At 70.8% G+C, this 17134-nt stretch carries 13 protein-coding genes; 5 read left to right on the plus strand and 8 right to left on the minus strand.

Features of this window, described 5'->3' with window-relative positions; genetic code table 11:
- Window positions 1-13 precede the first annotated feature (13 nt).
- Window positions 14-1372 (minus strand): ABC transporter substrate-binding protein, encoded by a 1359-nt coding sequence (locus PWG71_RS00300; protein WP_274807404.1) that lies wholly within the window; start codon window positions 1370-1372, stop codon window positions 14-16.
- Window positions 1373-1603: 231 nt separating this feature from the next.
- Between PWG71_RS00300 and PWG71_RS00305 the strand changes: the two genes are divergently transcribed.
- Window positions 1604-2695, plus strand: a complete 1092-nt coding sequence (locus PWG71_RS00305) for a Gfo/Idh/MocA family protein (RefSeq protein ID WP_274807405.1) — start codon at window positions 1604-1606, stop codon at window positions 2693-2695.
- 172 nt (window positions 2696-2867) lie between these two features.
- A complete protein-coding gene (locus PWG71_RS00310; RefSeq protein WP_274807406.1) occupies window positions 2868-4229 on the plus strand; it encodes a four-carbon acid sugar kinase family protein in 1362 nt (453 codons plus the stop codon).
- A gap of 64 nt (window positions 4230-4293) precedes the next feature.
- On the opposite strand, the gene PWG71_RS00315 is transcribed toward PWG71_RS00310, so the two are convergent.
- The 5 genes from PWG71_RS00315 to PWG71_RS00335 form a co-directional block, all read right to left on the minus strand.
- Window positions 4294-5193, minus strand: a complete 900-nt coding sequence (locus PWG71_RS00315) for an alpha/beta fold hydrolase (RefSeq protein WP_274807407.1) — start codon at window positions 5191-5193, stop codon at window positions 4294-4296.
- A 98-nt stretch (window positions 5194-5291) separates the two neighbouring features.
- Complete coding sequence (locus PWG71_RS00320; protein WP_274807408.1) at window positions 5292-5642, minus strand: DUF4873 domain-containing protein; 351 nt, start codon at window positions 5640-5642, stop codon at window positions 5292-5294.
- Complete coding sequence (locus PWG71_RS00325) at window positions 5639-7198, minus strand: flavin-containing monooxygenase (RefSeq protein WP_274807409.1); 1560 nt, start codon at window positions 7196-7198, stop codon at window positions 5639-5641. The genes PWG71_RS00320 and PWG71_RS00325 overlap by 4 nt, the downstream gene beginning before the upstream one ends.
- 261 nt (window positions 7199-7459) lie before the next feature.
- The gene (locus PWG71_RS00330; protein WP_274807410.1) at window positions 7460-8374 is read right to left on the minus strand and encodes an AurF N-oxygenase family protein; all 915 of its coding nucleotides are present in this window, start codon (window positions 8372-8374) and stop codon (window positions 7460-7462) included.
- Between the two features lie 11 nt (window positions 8375-8385).
- Window positions 8386-9240, minus strand: a complete 855-nt coding sequence (locus tag PWG71_RS00335) for an SDR family NAD(P)-dependent oxidoreductase (RefSeq protein ID WP_274807411.1) — start codon at window positions 9238-9240, stop codon at window positions 8386-8388.
- 467 nt (window positions 9241-9707) lie between these two features.
- Between PWG71_RS00335 and PWG71_RS00340 the strand changes: the two genes are divergently transcribed.
- The gene (locus PWG71_RS00340) at window positions 9708-10496 is read left to right on the plus strand and encodes a MerR family transcriptional regulator (RefSeq protein ID WP_274807412.1); all 789 of its coding nucleotides are present in this window, start codon (window positions 9708-9710) and stop codon (window positions 10494-10496) included.
- 100 nt (window positions 10497-10596) lie between these two features.
- On the opposite strand, the gene PWG71_RS00345 is transcribed toward PWG71_RS00340, so the two are convergent.
- The gene (locus PWG71_RS00345; RefSeq protein ID WP_446724953.1) at window positions 10597-12453 is read right to left on the minus strand and encodes a GMC oxidoreductase; all 1857 of its coding nucleotides are present in this window, start codon (window positions 12451-12453) and stop codon (window positions 10597-10599) included.
- A gap of 218 nt (window positions 12454-12671) precedes the next feature.
- On the opposite strand from PWG71_RS00345, the gene PWG71_RS00350 reads away from it, so the two are divergent.
- Both PWG71_RS00350 and PWG71_RS00355 read left to right on the plus strand, forming a co-directional pair.
- Complete coding sequence (locus tag PWG71_RS00350; RefSeq protein WP_274807413.1) at window positions 12672-13316, plus strand: DUF6230 family protein; 645 nt, start codon at window positions 12672-12674, stop codon at window positions 13314-13316.
- Window positions 13317-13320: 4 nt separating this feature from the next.
- A complete protein-coding gene (locus tag PWG71_RS00355; protein ID WP_274807414.1) occupies window positions 13321-14673 on the plus strand; it encodes a DUF6114 domain-containing protein in 1353 nt (450 codons plus the stop codon).
- 85 nt (window positions 14674-14758) lie between these two features.
- Here PWG71_RS00355 and PWG71_RS00360 read toward each other — a convergent pair whose 3' ends face one another.
- Window positions 14759-16585, minus strand: a complete 1827-nt coding sequence (locus tag PWG71_RS00360) for a UvrD-helicase domain-containing protein (protein WP_274807415.1) — start codon at window positions 16583-16585, stop codon at window positions 14759-14761.
- Between the last annotated feature and the right edge of the window lie 549 nt (window positions 16586-17134).

A 17134-nucleotide genomic window follows, 5' to 3' on the forward strand; every position in this document is an offset into this window, starting at 1 on the left:
GCGGAGGGGACCTTTACGGCCAGGCGGACTCGATGGTCTCCAGGACGTCGTCCGTGGAGGAACCGGTGACCCAGTCGACCATGCCGTTCCAGAACACGTTGGTGCCGACGGAGGAGGGCATCGCGTCACTGCCGTCGAAGTGGAAGACCGTGTCGGGGGACAGCAGCACCTCGGCGGCGAACTGCGAGGCCGGGTCCTCGATCACGGACGGGTCCATGTTCTGGTTGGCCGACACCCAGGCGCCCTGGGAGGCGCGGCTGTTGGCGTACTCCGGGGTGGACAGGTACTCGTGGACGGCGGCGACCTCGGGTCGGTCGGCGAAGGGCACGGCGAACTCGCCGCCGCCCATGACCGGGACCTCGGCGCCCGCCTCCAGCGGCGGCAGGACGAACCCGTACACGTCGCCGTCCTCGGCGACGGTGACGCCCTCCTCGAACTGCGCGGAGTAGAACGAGCCCATCAGGTACATGGCGCAGCCGCCGTCGAGCAGGGGCAGACCGGCCTCCTGGAAGGAGGTGACGGCGATGCTCTCCACGTCACCGAAGGTGCCGTTGACGTAGTCGGGGTTGCGGATGATGCCGTCGGCCAGGTCGAAGGCCTCGGCGACCTGCGGGTCGTCGAAGGGGATCTCGTGGGAGACCCACTGGTTGTAGACGTCGGTGCCCGCGGTGCGCAGCAGCGCGTTCTCGATCCAGTCGGTGCCGGGCCAGCCGGTGGCGTCGCCGGACTCGAAGCCCACGCACCACGGCTTGACGCCCGAGTCGGCGATCTCGTCGCTGAGGGCGAGCATGTCGTCCCAGCTCTGCGGGATCTCGTGGCCGTTCTCGTCGAAGAAGGACGGCGAGTACCAGACCATCGACTTCATGTTGGCGCCGTAGGGGGTGCCGTACAGTTCGCCGTCGAAGGTGGCGTAGCCGCGCCAGTCCTCGCCCCAACCCTCTTCGGCGTTGGCCTTGACGCCGTCGGCGACGGGCACCGCGTAGCCGTCCGAGACGACCCGCTCCAGCAGGCCGGGCTGGGGGATGAGGGCCAGATCGGGAGCGTTCCCACCCTCCAGACGGATGGGCAACTGGGCTTCGAACTCTCCGCTGCCCTCGTGCTGGATGTCGATGCCGGTGCAGGCCTCGAAGTCGGCCCAGGAGCGGTCCATCCGCTCCGCCTCCTCGTCACGGATGGACGAGTAGACGCTGACGGTCCCCTCGACGTCCGACCACTGTTCGAAGGGGGCGCAGTCGACGCCGGAGGCGTCGCCGCCGCCACCGCCGCCGCCTTCACCACTGAGGTAGGCGCAACCCGAGGACAGGAGCACGACGCTTCCTGCCGCGGCGGCCAGTGCCAGGTGTCGACGGTTCCCGAGGTCTGATCTCGGCATGACTCTCCCTAGTGCGATCGGGGACGGGCACCACCGGGGCTCTGTGACCCACGGCACGCTGGAACACGATCGAAGCCGCATCTCATGAAAATGTCTACAAAATTCGCAAATCCTTTCGTAACGATGCTGAAACGCGCTGTTCGGAGCCCATGAGCCGACACTTCTCCCCGTGGCGACGCACCGTGCCCGAACGCTCTCGCACGGGGCGGTCCGCGCCGTAGATTGGACGACATGTCCAACGCATCGCAGGTTCCCGAGCACGACGGCCCCGAACTGCACGTCGCCCTCATCGGTTACGGCAAGGGGGGTGAGGTCTTCCACGCGCCGATCATCGAGGCGGTCCCCGGACTGTGCCTGTCCGCCGTGGTGACCGGGAACCCCGAACGCGTCCGCGCCGTACGCGAACGCCACCCGAACGCCACCGTGTACCCGACCGTCGCCGACCTGTGGGCCGACGCCGGCCGCTACGAGATCGCCGTCGTCACCACGCCCAACGACACCCACGCGCCGTTGGCCCATGCCGCCCTGGAGGCGGGCATGTCCGTGGTGGTGGACAAGCCGTTCGCGCTCACCGCCGCCCAGGCGAGCGAGCTCACCGACCTGGCCGAGAAGCTGGGGCGGGTGCTCACCGTCTATCAGAACCGCCGCTGGGACGCCGACTTCCTCACCCTGTGGCGGTTGGTCGAGGAGGGCGCCCTGGGACGGGTCCACCGGTTCGAGTCCCGGTTCGAGCGCTGGCGGCCCGAGCCCAAGGGGACCTGGCGCGAGAGCGGAGCGGTGGAGGCGGGTGCCGGGCTGCTCTACGACCTGGGGCCGCACCTCATCGACCAGGCGATCAACCTCTTCGGCCCCGTCGCCTCGGTCTACGCCGAGATCGACACCCTCCGCGAAGGGGTGCAGGCCGACGACGACGTCTTCCTGTCGCTGGGGCACTCCCGGGGCACCCGCTCCCACCTGTGGATGAGCGCGCTCACCGCGCAGGGCGGCCCGCGTTTCCGGGTCCTGGGGGACGCGGCCGCCTTCACCAGCCACGGGATGGACGGGCAGGAGGCCCGGCTCCTGGCCGGGGAGAGCCCCACCGCCGAGGACTGGGGTGTGCTCCCCGAGGCCGAGCTGGGGCTGGTGGGCGTGGACGGGGCCACCCGCCGGGTGCCCTCCGCTCGCGGCGCCTACCCCGAGTTCTACGCGGGGGTCCGTGACGCGGTGGGGGAGGGCGAACCCCTGCCGGTGGACCCGCACGAGGTGATCCACGGGCTGGAGGTCATCGAGGCCGCCCGGCGCAGCGCCCGCACCGGGACGGTCGTCACCCTTCCCGGCCGTTAGCCTCCGCGGTCTCGGTCACGGCGCCCGGACGGACCCGGTGGGGAACTCCCCGAGCCCCTCCCGGGTGTCCGCGCGCACCTCTCCCGTGGTCGGTCGTGTTCGGCCCCGGGCACCCCCGGGCGGGCCTATGTTGGAGGGAGGTTACCCGAGCGTTTCGTCGAAGGAGACTGTCGTGGCCCAGGTCCTCGTGGTCGCAGACGACCTCACCGGTGCCAACGCGACCGGGGCCCGGTTCGCCCGTACCGGTATGCGGGTGGCCACCGTGACCCCCGAACACGTCAGCCGCGTCGCCGGCGACTACGACGTCGTGGTGGCCAACCTCGACAGTCGGCACGTCCCCGCCGAACAGGCCGTCGACCTCATCGCCGACGTCGTGGAGGCGGTCTGGCCGGTGGGCCTGGTGGTCAAGCGCACCGACTCCACCCTGCGCGGCAACATCGGGGCCGAACTGGAGGCCGCCTACCGGGAGGTCCGCGACCGGGTGCCCGCCGGGACCCGGGTCCGGGTGCTGTTCACCCCGGCCTTCCCCGGGAGCGGGCGCACCACGGAGAACGGCGTCCAACTCCTCAACGGAGTCCCCCTCCAGGACACCGAACTCGTCGACGACCCCCTGTGCCCCATGACCACGGGGGTGGTCGCCGACATCGTCGCGGCCCAGACCGGGCTCCCCGTTCGCCACGTCCCGGTCCGCCAGGTCACCCAGAGCATGCTCACCGCCGAACTCCTGGCCGGTGACGAGCCCGTGGTGCTGTGCGACGCCACCACCGAACGGCACCTCACCGACATCGCCGAGGCCGCCGCGGCCGCCCACCACGAGGACGGCACGGTGTGGGTGTCGGTGGACCCCGGACCGACCGGGGCGCTGCTCGCCTACGCCCTGCGCCTGCGCGGCCAGGCCGGCACGCGCGGCCCCCTCCTGGGGGTCGCCGCCAGCACCACCGACCTGACCCGACGCCAGCTGGCCACGGTGGCGCGCACCGGCGCGGTCCGCTTCGTCGACCTGGACGCGGTCGCCTTCACCGACCCCGAGAGCGACCACGCCGACGAGGTCGCCGTCGAACTCACGGAGAAACTCCTCGCCGCCGGGTTCCCCGACCTGTGCGTACTGCGGGTCATCACGACCTCCGACCGGGTGCGCGCGCTGCCCGTCCGGGCCCGGGCCGAGCTGCCCGGCCGCATCGCCCGCCTGGTCTCCGACGCCGTCCACGAGATCGCCGACAGCACCGGTGTCCACGCCCTTCCCAGCGGCCTCTACCTCACCGGCGGCGACCTGGTGTCGGGCCTGTTCGACGAGCTGGGCGTACACGCCTTCGACGTCGGCGGCGAGGTCGTGCCGCTGGCGGTCCACGGCCACATCAGCGGCGGCCCGCTCGACGGCACCCCGGTCGTGGCCAAGGGCGGTCTGGTCGGCGACGACATCACCCTGGTCGAGTGCCTGGCCAAACTGCGCCGCGCGGTCCAGGCCCGACTGCACCAGGTCCATTCCGAGGTCTCCGAGCACGTCGTGCCCACCCTGATCCGCGACCCGGCCTGACGCACGACGACGCCCCCGGTTCGTTCTCTCCGGGGGCGTTCGTCCGTGTGCGGACCGGCGCGGGTCAGCCTGCCAGGGTGGCGCCCAGGTGGTTGGCGGCCAGCTTCTCGATCCGGCCGGCCAGCACCTCGGGGAACTCCAGCGGCCCCATGTGCCCGGCGTCGGGCACCTCCACGACCTCCTCGCAGTTCCGCAGGAGGGAGGCCACGTGGTGGGCGTGCCAGGGCGGCGTCATCCGGTCGGCGGTGCCCGCCACGATCACGGTCGGGGCCGTGATGGCGCGGACCGTCTCGTCCAGGTCCAGGCGGGTCATCATGTCGCCCCAACGGCCGCGCGCCACGCCGTTGCACTCGTGCACCATGCGTGCGCACAGGCGCACCATGCGCGGGTCGGCGTCCGGGCTCATCGCGATGAACTTCAGCGCGGCGGTGGTCAGCGCGTTGCGCGGACCCAGCGGAAGCGGGGCGCGCAACGTGAGGGCGGTCGCGGCGGCCCGTCCCAGGGCCTTGGGCAGCGGGATCGACGTGGTCCGCTCGGTCAGCTGCGCGCACCCGGTGTTGGTGAGCAGCACCGCCGCGGCCTTCTCCCGGAAGACCTCGCGGGCGCCGGTGGCCATGATGGTCATCCCGCCCATGCTGTGCCCGGCGACCACGGCGCGCTCGCCCTCGGGGACGGTCGCCTCCAGCACCGCGCACAGGTCGTCGGCCAGCTTCTCCTCGGCGTACCCGGCGGGGGTGAGGGGGACGGGGGTGCGCCCGTGACCGCGCTGGTCGTAGAGCACCACCCGCAGGTTCTGGTCGAGCAACCGGACCACGGGACCCCAGGAGGCCAGCGACGTCGCCCAGCAGTGGCAGAAGACCACGGTCGGCCCGTCCTCGGGGCCGCGCACCTCGACGTGCAGCGGGGTGCCGTCGTCGGAGCGCACCTGTGTCTCCCGGGCCGGGCCCAGGTGTCGGATCGCCATCGGGGGTACCTCTCACTCAGGGGGAACGGCGCGGCGGGCCGTGCCGCCGTGCCATGGGGGGCGGGCCGACGCGCGGCCCGGGGAGGTGACGGTGGGGGTCAGTCGAGGAGATCGCTCAGGTCGATCCGCGGGACCGGGTAGGGAGGGGTGCCCGAGCCGTTGATCGGGTGGCCGCCCCACAGGTTGGCCTCGGCCAGGGTCCCGGTGCCCTCGTGACCGTCGGGGGTCCGGACCAGGACCGCGCGCACACCGCTCTCGTAGGCCGCGGTGACCTCGGGGGAGGGCGACAGCCGTCCCGACCACCGGTAGTCGCCGGTCAACGGGGAGAAGTGCCCGGCCACGTGGCACCGTGCGCCGATCGGCTCGGCGGAGGGCCTCCCCTCGCCGTCGAGGGGGGTGAGGGTCACCTCGCCCCGGTACTCCTCTTCGTCGTCGTCGAATCCGCTCATGTCGTCCTCCTTCGCCTCGGGGGTCGGGCCGCACCGCGGACCCGGTCGCGCCCGGACCTGCGGGCGCGGTCGACCCGCAGGTCGTAGTTGTGCGGGTCGAACCAACGGGTGCGCAGGGCGAAGTTCCAGGTGAAGGTGGGCCACAGGGTGGTGTTGCGGCCCTGCTCGTTGAGGTACCAGCTGTCGCAGCCGCCGGTCACCCACACGGTGCCCTCCATGCTCTCGGCGACCATGGCGTTGTAGGAGCGTTGGGCCTCCGGGCGTACGTCGAGGCGGTCCAGTCCCTGCCTGCACAGGTACTTGAGCGCCTCCATCGTGTACCGGATCTGGGCCTCGATCATGAAGACCTGGGAGGTGTGCCCCAGCCCGGTGTTGGGCCCGGCGAGGATGAAGGCGTTGGGGAACCCGGCGACGGTGGTGCCGCGGAAGGCCTGCGCGTCGGTGCCCCAGTGGTCGGCCAGGGAACGGCCGTCGGAGTCGAAGACACGGCGGGCGACGGGCGGGTCGCTCACGTGGAAGCCGGTGCCGAGGATGATCGTGTCGACCTCGTGCTCGGTCTCCTTCCCGGAGGCGTCCCGGGTGATGATCGAGTTCGGGCGGATCTCGACGATGCCGTCGGTGACCACGTCCACGTTGGGCCGCGCCAGCGCCGGATAGTAGTCGTTGGACATCAGGATGCGCTTGCACCCGGCACGGAAGTCCGGGGTGACCTTGGCGCGCAGCCCGGGGTCCTTGATGCCGCGGGCGATGTTGGCCCGGCCGAGCCGCTCCACGATCGACAGCAGTCTCGGGTTCTTGGCGAAACCGAAGACGTAGGTCTCCCGGCCCCAGTAGATGCTCTTGCGGGCGATCTGCCGGGCGATCGGGAGGTTCCGGTACAGCAGGCTCTCGACCTTGGTGATGTCGCGGTCGTGGCGGAACATCACCCAGGGGGCGGTGCGCTGGAACAGCGTCATCCGGCCGACCTTCGGCTGGATCCGCGGCACGAACTGGATGGCGGAGGCGCCGGTGCCGATCACCGCGACCCGGCGACCGGTGAGATCGTGGTCGTGGTCCCAGTCCGCCGAGTGGAACATCGTGCCCTCGAACGTGTCGATCCCCTTGATGTCGGGGCGGGAGGGATCGGCGAGCGGACCGGCACCGCTGACCAGGAACTGGGCGGTGATCGTGCCCTGGGAGGTCTCGATCCGCCAGCGGTTGTCCCCGGGCTCCCAGTGGGCGGAGAGCACCTCGTGCCCGTAACGCACGTGCTTCGGGATGCCGTACTCCCCGGCGACCCGCTTCATGTAGGCGAGGATCTCGGGCTGGGGGGAGAAGGTCCGGCTCCAGCCGGGGTTGAGCGCGAAGGAGAACGAGTACAGGTGTGAGGGGACGTCGCAGGCCGCACCCGGGTAGGAGTTGTCGCGCCAGGTGCCGCCGATGTCGTCGGCGCGTTCCAGGATCACGAAGTCCCCGGGGTCCCGAAGCCCGGCCTGCCTGAGCCGGACGGCCATGCCGAGCCCGGCGAAACCGGACCCGATGATGGCCACCCGGAAATGCGGTGGTGCGTCGGTCACTGTCCATCCCTTCGTGCGACCGGACCGCGGGTGGGATCCTTCGCGGGCCGGGTGATGTGGTCCCCCGGGGGCGTGGCGCGTTTCGCCCCCGGGGGAGTGCCGCCCCGGAGGGGGTGGCGCGTTCCACCCTCCGGGGAGCCGACTCTCGGGGACGTGGCGCGTTCGCCCCCGAGAGGTCGGGTCCACCGTCGGAGGACGTGGCGCGTTTCGCCTTCCGACGGTGGGGTTCGTGGGGTGCCCCGAGGAGGGGCACCGGTGGGATCACCGGCCCAGGAGGCCGGCCTTCTTCCAGAAGTGGCGGCCCAGACCGCTGATCGCGTCGGCGGTCTCCAGCGTGCCGACGACCTTGCGGGCGGCCCAGGTCTTGGTGTCGATCCAGTGGGGGTTGGACCGCGCGGCCTCGTACGCCTCGCGCGGGTCCAGGCCGACCTGCTCGTAGACCTTCGGGTTGATCAGGCGCGTCGCCGAGTAATACGTGACCAGGCCCAGGACGAGCTTGCTGTAGGCCCTGTTGAGGGGGCCGCGCCGGACCCAGTCCCGCTGGAACTCCTCGCGGGCGTAGCGCATGTGGCGCGCCTCCTCGGTCACGTGGATGCGCGCGACCGAGCGGACCAGGGGCAGGATCTGCTCGTCGGGAACGGCCTCGCGCTGGAGCTGGTCCAGGACCTCTTCGACGAACAGGGCGCCGGCGAAGATCAGCGGCCCGTGCGCGATGGCCTTGAAGAGTCGGCCCAGGTGGTAGGCGACGGGGTCGAGCCGGTGGGTGTGCCAGCCGAGCTTCTCCACCATCTTCGCGAACATCACCGTGTGGCGGCACTCGTCGGCGATCTCGGTGTAGGCGTACTGGACGTGCAACGTGGTGGGGTCGTTGCGGTAGGCGTGGCGCACCAGCATCTGCATGAGGATGGTCTCGAACCAGATGCCGATGGTCGCGACGCTGGCGACCTCCAGCCGGCTCAGCTCCTTGCGCTTCTCCTCACTGAGGGAGTCCCACAGCGGGGTGCCGTAGATGGAGATCCGCTCGGGACGGATGGCCCACATGTCGGGGTCGACGGGGGCCTCCCAGTCGATCTCGACGAGCGGGTCGAAGGAGGCCTTGGCCGAGCCGCGCAGGAGGCGCTTGGCGATGTCCTCCCGGTCGGTGATCTTGGGCTTGGCGGTGATCTCTGCGGTCATTGTCGTCCTCCTCAGGACGCCGTCGGCTGGGGTGCGGGGCTGCCGTGACGTGCGTGGAGTCCCTGGGCGATCTCCGCGTCCGCGAAGGCGCCGTCGGCGAGGAGCAGACCGATCTGGAAGGAGGCGATCTGCTCGGTCGTGCCGGGGAAGTGCCGGAACAGGTGGAGTCCGGCGGTTCCGAGCGCGGTCGAGGCCACGTCGCGCGGTGCGCGCCCGGCTCCGGCGGCCCGGACCACGGCCATGACGGTGTCGCGTTCCGTTTCGGCGGGGACGAGGCCGTCGAGCGCGACGCCGGTGGCGCGGGAACTGTTGTGGATCGGGGTGTCCACGTAACCGGGGTAGACGGTGGTGACCCCGATGTGACTGCCGTACTCGGCGCGCAGGCAGTCCGCGTAGGCGGTGACCGCGCGCTTGGACACCGTGTAGGCGCCGGCGAACGGCAGTTGGAGGTGGGAGAGCAGGGAGGCGGTGATGACGACGCGCCCCCGGCTCCGGAGGAGGGCCGGCATGGCGGCGGCGGTGACCCGCCAGGTGCCCAGCAGGTTGACCTCCAGGGCCTGGTGGACGTGGACGTCCGGGGCCCGGCCGATGTCCACCGCCGGGCCGACGCCCGCGTAGTGGACGAGCAGGTCCAGGTGGCCGCCGAGCCGTTCGACGGCCTCGGCGACGCCCTGGCGTACCTGCTCGTCGTCGGTGATGTCGCATCCGATGACACCCGGAGCGGGCTTGAGGTCGATGCCGATGACGTTCACGCCGAGGTGACGCAGGACGGCCACGGTGGAAACGCCGAACGCCCCGGAGGCGCCGGTGACGATGGCGTTCTGCCCGGTCAACCTGCGCAGGTGGCGCGGCAAGGGGGTCGTCATGTGATCTCCTCCACAGTCATTGCCGGAACGTTACAACGAGTATTGTCACAATGCAATGGGGTGTCGTCGGAAATTTACTCGTGGGTAAGTTCCGGGGCCGGGGAGGGGCGCGCGCCGTGGTCGTGGGTGAAAGGGGCGGCGGGAGGGCCTGGCGGGGCCGCCCCCGAGGGCTCTCTCGCGAGCGGTTCCGTGGGAGCGTCCGAGGGGTGATGATGGTGTCACCCGTCGATCTCGTGGATTGCGGACGATCCTGAAGTGAATTTCGAGAAGTCCCCGCGCGATCGAAGGGACGTGGTCCACTATGGGATCGAGTCCCGATCGCCCGTAGGGATGTTCCTCCCTGGGGTGGATGTGCGGGTTCTTGCGTTCCTGTCGCAAACGTGACAACGTCTGTTGTCATGGTCTAAAACGTCCAGGGCGGGAAGATACTGACAAGTAAGGTTCCAGGGTGTCTCTAGGCTGGTCCCATGGCCGAATACCGCATTGACGAACTCGCCCGGCTGGCCGATACGACGGTGCGCAACGTCCGGGTGTACCAGGATCGAGGGCTGCTCGCCCCTCCCCGCAGGGAGGGCCGCGTGGGCATCTACTCCGAGGCGCACCTGGCACGTCTGCGGCTGATCGGCCAACTGCTCCGACGCGGCTACACCTTCGCCAACATCGGCGAGATGTTCCAGGTGTGGGAGCGTGGCGGCGACCTCTCCGAGATCCTCGGTTTCGAATCGGCGATCGGCGACGCCTGGAGCGACGAGATCGCCGACTACCTCACCCTCGGGGACCTGCGCGACCTCTTCGGCAAGGGCGTGACGCCCAAGACGATAAAGCGCGCCCTGGACCTCGGCGTGATCGAACGCGACGGCCTGCGGTTCCGTGTGCCCAGCCCCCGGCTCCTGCACGCCGGCGTCGAACTGGTGCGCATGGGCATGACCGTGGCCTCCGTGCTGGACATCGCCGAGAACCTGCGTGACAAGATCGGTCACGTCGCCGAGCACATGACCCGCCTGGTCGCCGACCACATCATCGCCGAGTACGCCCCCGGCACGGTGCTGCGCACCGAGGACCCCGCCGAGGTCGCCGAGGCGATCCGCAAGGTCCGCCCGCTCGCCCAGCAGGCCGTCGACGCGGTCCTGGCCCAGGAGATGGCCGAGCAGTTGACCAACGTCATGGGCGAGCACTTCGCCGACGCGATGGAACTCCTCAACCGCGAACGCGACGGCCTCCCCGCCGCCTCCCCCGAGCCCGGAACACGGGCCTGAGACCCCCTCCACCGACTTCACGGGCCCGGACGTCCCCCGTCCGGGCCCGTTCGCGTCCCCCGGGGGCGGGCCCGCCCGCCCCCGGGGACCGTTGTCCCGCTCAGGAAGCGGGGTCCTGCGCCCTGTCCTTGTTCGTCCCGGCCTCGGGCGGGATGACCGACAGCGGCAACGAGGTGGTGTAGCGCAGCTCGGCGAAGGCGCCGCCGGGCACCGCCGGGTCGCGCGGGAACACCGGCTTCACCCGGCGGTAGGCCTCGCCCTGGGCCGGGCGGGTGTCCTCCTCGCCCCTGTTGGGCCACATCGACATCGCCCGCTCGGCCTGCGCGGTGATGGTCAGCGACGGGTTCACGCCCAGGTTGGCGCTGATCGCCGACCCGTCCACCACGTGCAGGTCCGGGTATCCGTACAGGCGGTGGTAAGGGTCGATGACACCGTTCTCCGGGCTGTCGCCGATCGGGCAGCCGCCCAGGAAGTGCGCCGTCATCGGGATGTCGAACACGTCGCCGATGGTGCCGCCCGGATGACCGTCGATGCGCTCGGCCAACCGGGTCGCCACGTCCTGGCCCGCGGGGATCCACGTGGGGTTGGGTTCGCCGTGCCCCTGTCGTGAGGTGAGCTTCTCGCGTCCGCCGAACAGGCCTCTCTCGACCGAGGTGGTCAGGGAGTTGTCCAGCGACTGCATCACCAGGCCGATGATGGTCCGCTCCGACCAGCGTCGGTTGGAGAAGCTGCGGGCGAACACCACCGGATGGCGGACCGCCCGGCCCAGGAAGCGCAGCCAGCGGGGGGTCCGGCCGTCGCCCGGCACCTGGATGGCGGTGAGCAGCCCCATCGCGTTGGAGCCCTTGCCGTAGCGGACCGGCTCGATGTGGGTGTTCTCGTCGGGGTGGATGGAGGACGTGATGGCCACACCCCGGGTCAGGTCCTCGTGCCAGGGCACCTGCCGGCTCATCGCGCCGACCAGCGCCTCGGAGTTGGTCCGGGTGAGCGTGCCCAGCCGGTCCGACAGACGGGGCAGCAGACCCCCGTTCCTCATCCGGTGCAGCAGGGTCTGGGTGTTGTAGGTGCCGGCCGCGACGACGACCTGGCGGGCGGTGAACGTGCGGGCGTTCTCCCGGCGCCGGGGTGCGTCGGTGCGGAGGACGTCGATCGCGTACCCGCCCTCGGCGAGGGGGCGGATCCGTTCGACGGTGGTCAACGGGTGCACATCGGCGCCGCCACGCTCCGCGAAGTACAGGTAGTTCTCGGTCAGCATGTTCTTGGCGCCGTGCCGGCAGCCGGTCATGCAGTCGCCGCATTCGACGCAGGCCGTGCGATCCGGTCCGGCGCCGCCGAAGTAGGGGTCGCCGACGGACGCGCCGGGGGAGGCCTTGGCGCCCGAACCGTCCTCACCGTCGCCGAAGCAGACGCCGACGGGCGTGAGCCGGAAGGTGTCCCCCACGCCGATCTCCTCGGCGACGGCCTTGAGGTGGCGGTCGGACGGGGTGACGGTGGGGTTGGTGCGCACGCCCAGCATGCGCCGGGCCTGGTCGTAGAAGGGTGCCAGCTCACGCTTCCAGTCGGTGATGTGCCGCCACTGCGGATCCTCGAAGAACGGGTCCATCGGGTGGTAGAGCGTGTTGGCGTAGTTCAGCGAACCACCGCCGACCCCGGCGCCGGCCAGGATCATCACGTCCCGCAGCAGGTGGATGCGCTGGATGCCGTACAGCCCGGCCCCGGGGGCCCAGAGGAAGTTCTTCAGGTCCCAGGAGGATGACGGCAGGGTTTCGGCTGTGAAACGACGCCCGGCCTCCAGGACGCCGACGCGGTAACCCTTCTCTGTGAGGCGGAGGGCGCTGACCGATCCGCCGAATCCGGACCCGATGACCACCACGTCGTAGTCGAATCGGTCGTTTCCGTCGGTATCGGTCGTCTTGTCGGGGTTGGCGGGGGAATCCGCATTGCTCTCTCGGGGCACGTCCAGGTCTCGCTATCCCTCGGTTGCGGATGGTCCGTAGTGCGCCGGATACGGGTCCGCAACATTCTTTGCGCCATCTAGAATTGTGACAATAACTATTGTAATGTTCGTCACTACCGCCGAGTAAGGTGTGTTCCATGTAACACGCGAGGCGTGCATCGGCGCAAGTTTCTCTCCCCCGCACCGCCCCCCGGGGCGGTGGATCACTGGAGGTTCTCATGCCCCACGCTTCCGAGACGCCAGAGGTGTCCCAGGATGCGCCTGAGCAGGACGAAGGTGTGCGCGGTACCCGTTGGCGCCGTTTCGCCCTGGTCGCGGTGCCCGGTTTCGTGGCCGCCGCGGTCCTCGGCGGTATGACCACCCAAGGCCTGCTCGCCGCCTCGTTCGCCGTCTCCGGCGACAGCTTCAAGATGTCCGCCGACAGCCTCGTCGGGAACGGCTTCACCCAGTACGGTGACGTCGCCACGTCCGTGGACGGCACCGGCCGCGCGGTGGGCCTGTCCACGGTCAACACCGCCGAACTCGAAAACCTCTGCATGTCCTCGCTCTGGGACATGCCGATCGGCCAGGCCACCCTCGTCATCACCGCGGGCGCGAGCACACCGGTGGAGGGGACCAACCTCGTCATCGACATCGAGCAGCTCCGCGGCAACGCCGAGTTCAGCGAGATCGAGATCGGCCGCGACGCCAGCACCCTGGACAAGGCCGATGGCGGTCAGGGACCCGCCGGTGGTTTCGGTCTCCAGGCCGACAAGATCACCGTCTCGGACATGAAGATGACCACCTGGGCGGTCACCTCCGGCTCACTGCGGCTGTCCGGTCTGGGACTGTCGATCAAGCCCGGCGCCCACGAGTGCTTCTGATCCCATGACCCGTGCACTGACCCTCCTGCGCTCGGGGTGGGGACGGTTCCGCCACTGGCGGCGCGACCGCCCGTTCTGGGGCGGCGTCATCCTCATCGCGGCCGGGATCGAGCTGCTGGTCGCCCCGGCCGCGCAGACCCTCGTCCTCCCGATCGACCTGATCATCTACGCCGGCATCGCCGGCGTGTCCGGCACCCTCATCGCGGTGCTGATGATCGTGCTCGGTGTGCTGAGCTGGCTCCAACCGGCCCAGCACACGTTCTTCGGCGTCGTCGGGGTCCTGCTCGCCCTGGTGACCTTCGTGACCTCCAACTTCGGTGGATTCGTCATCGGCATGCTGCTCGGTATCGTCGGTGGGTCGCTCGTGTTCGCGTGGGGTCCCAAGGTCCGTCGGCGCCCGCGCGGGCGCCGACGGGCGGGGGCCCCCGAGGGCGCCGTCGCGGACGGCGACCCCTCCGACGGGGACGACCCCGGCACCCGCGCCGATCAACTGCCCACGGGCGAGGGCGGCACCCGGCCTCTGGCCGCGCTCGCCCTCCCCATGGCGGCCGCCCTCCTCCTGACCGCCGCGCCCGCGCCCACCCTGGGGTGGCCGTGGGACTGGTTCCTCCCCGACGGCGGAGGCCAGGACGGACGACCGGACGACGAGCCCTCCCCCTCCCCCTCCCCTTCGCCTTCCCCGTCACCGTCGCCCGGAGAACCCGGGAACGGAACGGAGGGGGGCGGCACCGACCCCGGATCCGAGGAACCCGGGGAGGAGGAACCGGAGGAGGAGACCGATGAGGAGGGGACCGAGGAGAACGGGGAGGCCGACCCCGCCGACTGCGAACTCCGCATCGGCGACGGTGCCCTGACCGAGAGCGAACAGGAGTTCCTCGACACGGTCCTGGCCTGCCAGGCGGCCCTGGACGCGGACGAGCTCCCCGAGATCACGGTCGACGAGGGCTACGACTGCTTTCGCGGTTCGGTCAACCCCTCCGGCCTGACCGCCGACAGCCTGACCATGAGCGGCGCCCGCTACCGGGGCGTCGTGGAATGCCCGACCGCCGACGGCCCGCAGCGCTACCTCCGGCTCACCATGGGCCGGGCCGACCTGCGGGGCGGGGAACTGTGGTTCGAGGAGGCCGGGGCCCGGATGAGCCTGGGACTGCCGACCATGGTCATGGACGGCGACGTCACCATGCACGTCACCCGGATGAAGGTGCGCATCCTGGGCATCCCGCTCACCTTCACGCCGGACTTCCCCCCGCCGTTGCTGCTGCCGTACATGTACGTCACCGACGTGGACGTCTCCCAGCCCACGGCGGGGACCGATCGGATGAACATCCCGAACCTGAACGGGCTGTACAGCGGCTGACCGCCCTGGAGAACCGGCGGGGGCGCCGCGCGACCCGCGCGACGCCCCCGCCTTCTCCGTCCGTCCCCTCACCGGGACCGGACGCTCACCGGACCTCGGTGATCAGCCGACTCGGCCGGCCCACGTGCGACACGTACAGGGCGTCGCGGGCCCGCGTGCAGGCGGTGAACAGCAGCGTCCGCTCCTGCTGGAAGGCGTGCTCCAGGGCGACCTGGTCGCCGTCGGCGGACTCGATGGCGGCCTTGGGGGGCAACAGGTGGTCGCTGACGCCCACCAGAGCCACGCACCGGAACTCCTGACCCTTGAGCCGGTGCATCGTGCCCACGCGCACCGCCTCCGCGTCACCGGACTCCTCCAGCGGAGCGGTCGGGATGCCCCGGGCCGTCAGCTCCTTGGCGATGCCGCGCACCACCCAGTGGTTGCGCCCGGCCACCGCGATCTCGGTCGGATCGACCCCGGCCTCCAGCCAGACCCGCACCCAGTCGCCCAGGGCGGTGAGCTCCTCGGCGCGGTCGGCGCAGCCGCGCACCACCGGTGCCGGACCGCGCAGCAGCGAGCGGTAACCGGCGAGGGTGTCGGCGTCGTCGTCCATGCCCAGGGCCGCCCGCCGTCCCAGGATCGGCATGCTCCAGTCGAGGATCTCCTGGGTGACCCGGTAGCTCACCCGGAGCCGGTGGCCGCGTCCGCGCACGTTGATGCCGAGCGAGGCCAGCGAGACCCGGTTGTCGGACACCCGCTGGTGCGGGTCGCCGACGATGAACAGGTCGTCGGGGCCCTCGGGGACGGCGGCGCGCACCATCCGCCACTGGGCCGGGTGCAGGTCCTGGGCCTCGTCGACCACCGCGTGCCGGAACAGCGGGCCGCTCCGGCCCAGGACGCGGGCGGCCTCGGCGGCCAGCTGCGGGTAGGACCACAGACCCTCCACCCGCATGGCACCGACATAGCGCCTGATGGTCTCCCACACCTGGCGTCGGTGTTCGGGCGCCAGGTGCTGGACCCGTCCGCTGCGCTCGCAGCGGATGTACTCGGGCAGCAGGTCGAGCCCCTTGGCGAGGATGACCTGCTCCCACTCGTCGACCAGGAAGCGGCCGGAGAAGGGCAGACCGTCGGCCATGGCCACCGCGCGCCAGCGACGGGCCAGTTCGTCCTTGCCGATGAGGCGCGGCGGAACGCCGTGGGCCTGCACCACGGACCGGGCGAGGCCGTCGATGGTGGCCACCCGGACCCGGGCGCGTACGTCGGGGTCGGGCAGCAACTGGTCGAGGCGGTCGGCCAGGGACTGGGCCAGGGCCCGGTTGTAGGTGGTGAGCAGGACCGACTCGCGGTGGTCCTCGGGGTGGGCGGCGGCATCGCGTTCGGCCAGGTGGGCGGCGCGGTGCAGGGCGATGACGGTCTTGCCGGTGCCGGGGCCGCCGGTGATCTGGACGGCGCCGTTGTAGTGGGCCTCGGTGATGCGGTGCTGATCGGGGTGGAGCGTGACCTGCCACTGCCGGAAGGGCGCGCGCAGGGCGCCGGCGAGTTCGGGCGGCCCGCTGGGGCGCGGATCGATCGGACCCGCCGGACCGAGCGGGACGATCTCCGGGCCCATCGGGAGCAGCCGGCGGGCGAAGCGGAGCGCCTCCTCGTGCGGGAGCACCGTGAGCAGGCGGTACCGGGTCTCCGGGTGCGTTCCGGGGTCCTCGTCCTCGCCCTCGCGGTCGTCGTCGGCCGGGGCCGGGACGACGACGCCGGACCAGTCGGGGGCGATGCCGACGATCCGGACCCGGGGGTCGGCGGCGTCCGTCACGGATTCCAGGTCGGGGCGTTCCCCGGCCTGGTAGGCGCGCATCACGGCCAGGGTGCTGAGCTGGACGTCGGGCGTGAGGTGGGTGAAGTCGCTGAGGAAGGTCGGGGCGATCGCAAAGGCGGACACGTCGTGGGTCTCCTCCGGTCTTCGACCAGGTGATGGTCCGGGGTCCGAGGTGTTCGGAGCGGGCGGGCGGTGTCGGGGCGAAGGGCGGGTCGGCCGCCGCTCTCACCAGAGAACATGCTCGGCGCGGAATTCCGGCAAACGCCGCTCAGGGTCGGATTCCCGTCAGGTTCCCGGAGGTTTTCACCCACGCCATGAGCGCAGGTCAGAGCGGGTTCTACGAACCCCTGTTCGAGAGTGATCGAGGGCTTTTCCGGGGGTCGGCGGAGGGGGATCCCTGACCTGCGGTTCTCCGCGATCTACTGGTGTCCTCAAAGGTGTTTATCGACTGTCCGAAATTCGATCACGCGCCGCGACAATGCCTGATCCGGGCGGTGAGGGTGGGGGCGTTGGGACACGTAGTGCCTCTGCGCACAGGTGGACCGAAAACCGTGAGAGGGGAACGGGCTCCGGAACACCCGGATTCGGGCTCTCGTCGGAGCGGTGTTTCACGTACTGGCCGGTTTCGGACACGCTCTGTGCAGATCCGTTCCGGGCGCGAGATCGTGTAAC

The organism is Nocardiopsis sp. N85 (assembly GCF_028882275.1).
Taxonomy (GTDB): domain Bacteria; phylum Actinomycetota; class Actinomycetes; order Streptosporangiales; family Streptosporangiaceae; genus Nocardiopsis; species Nocardiopsis lambiniae.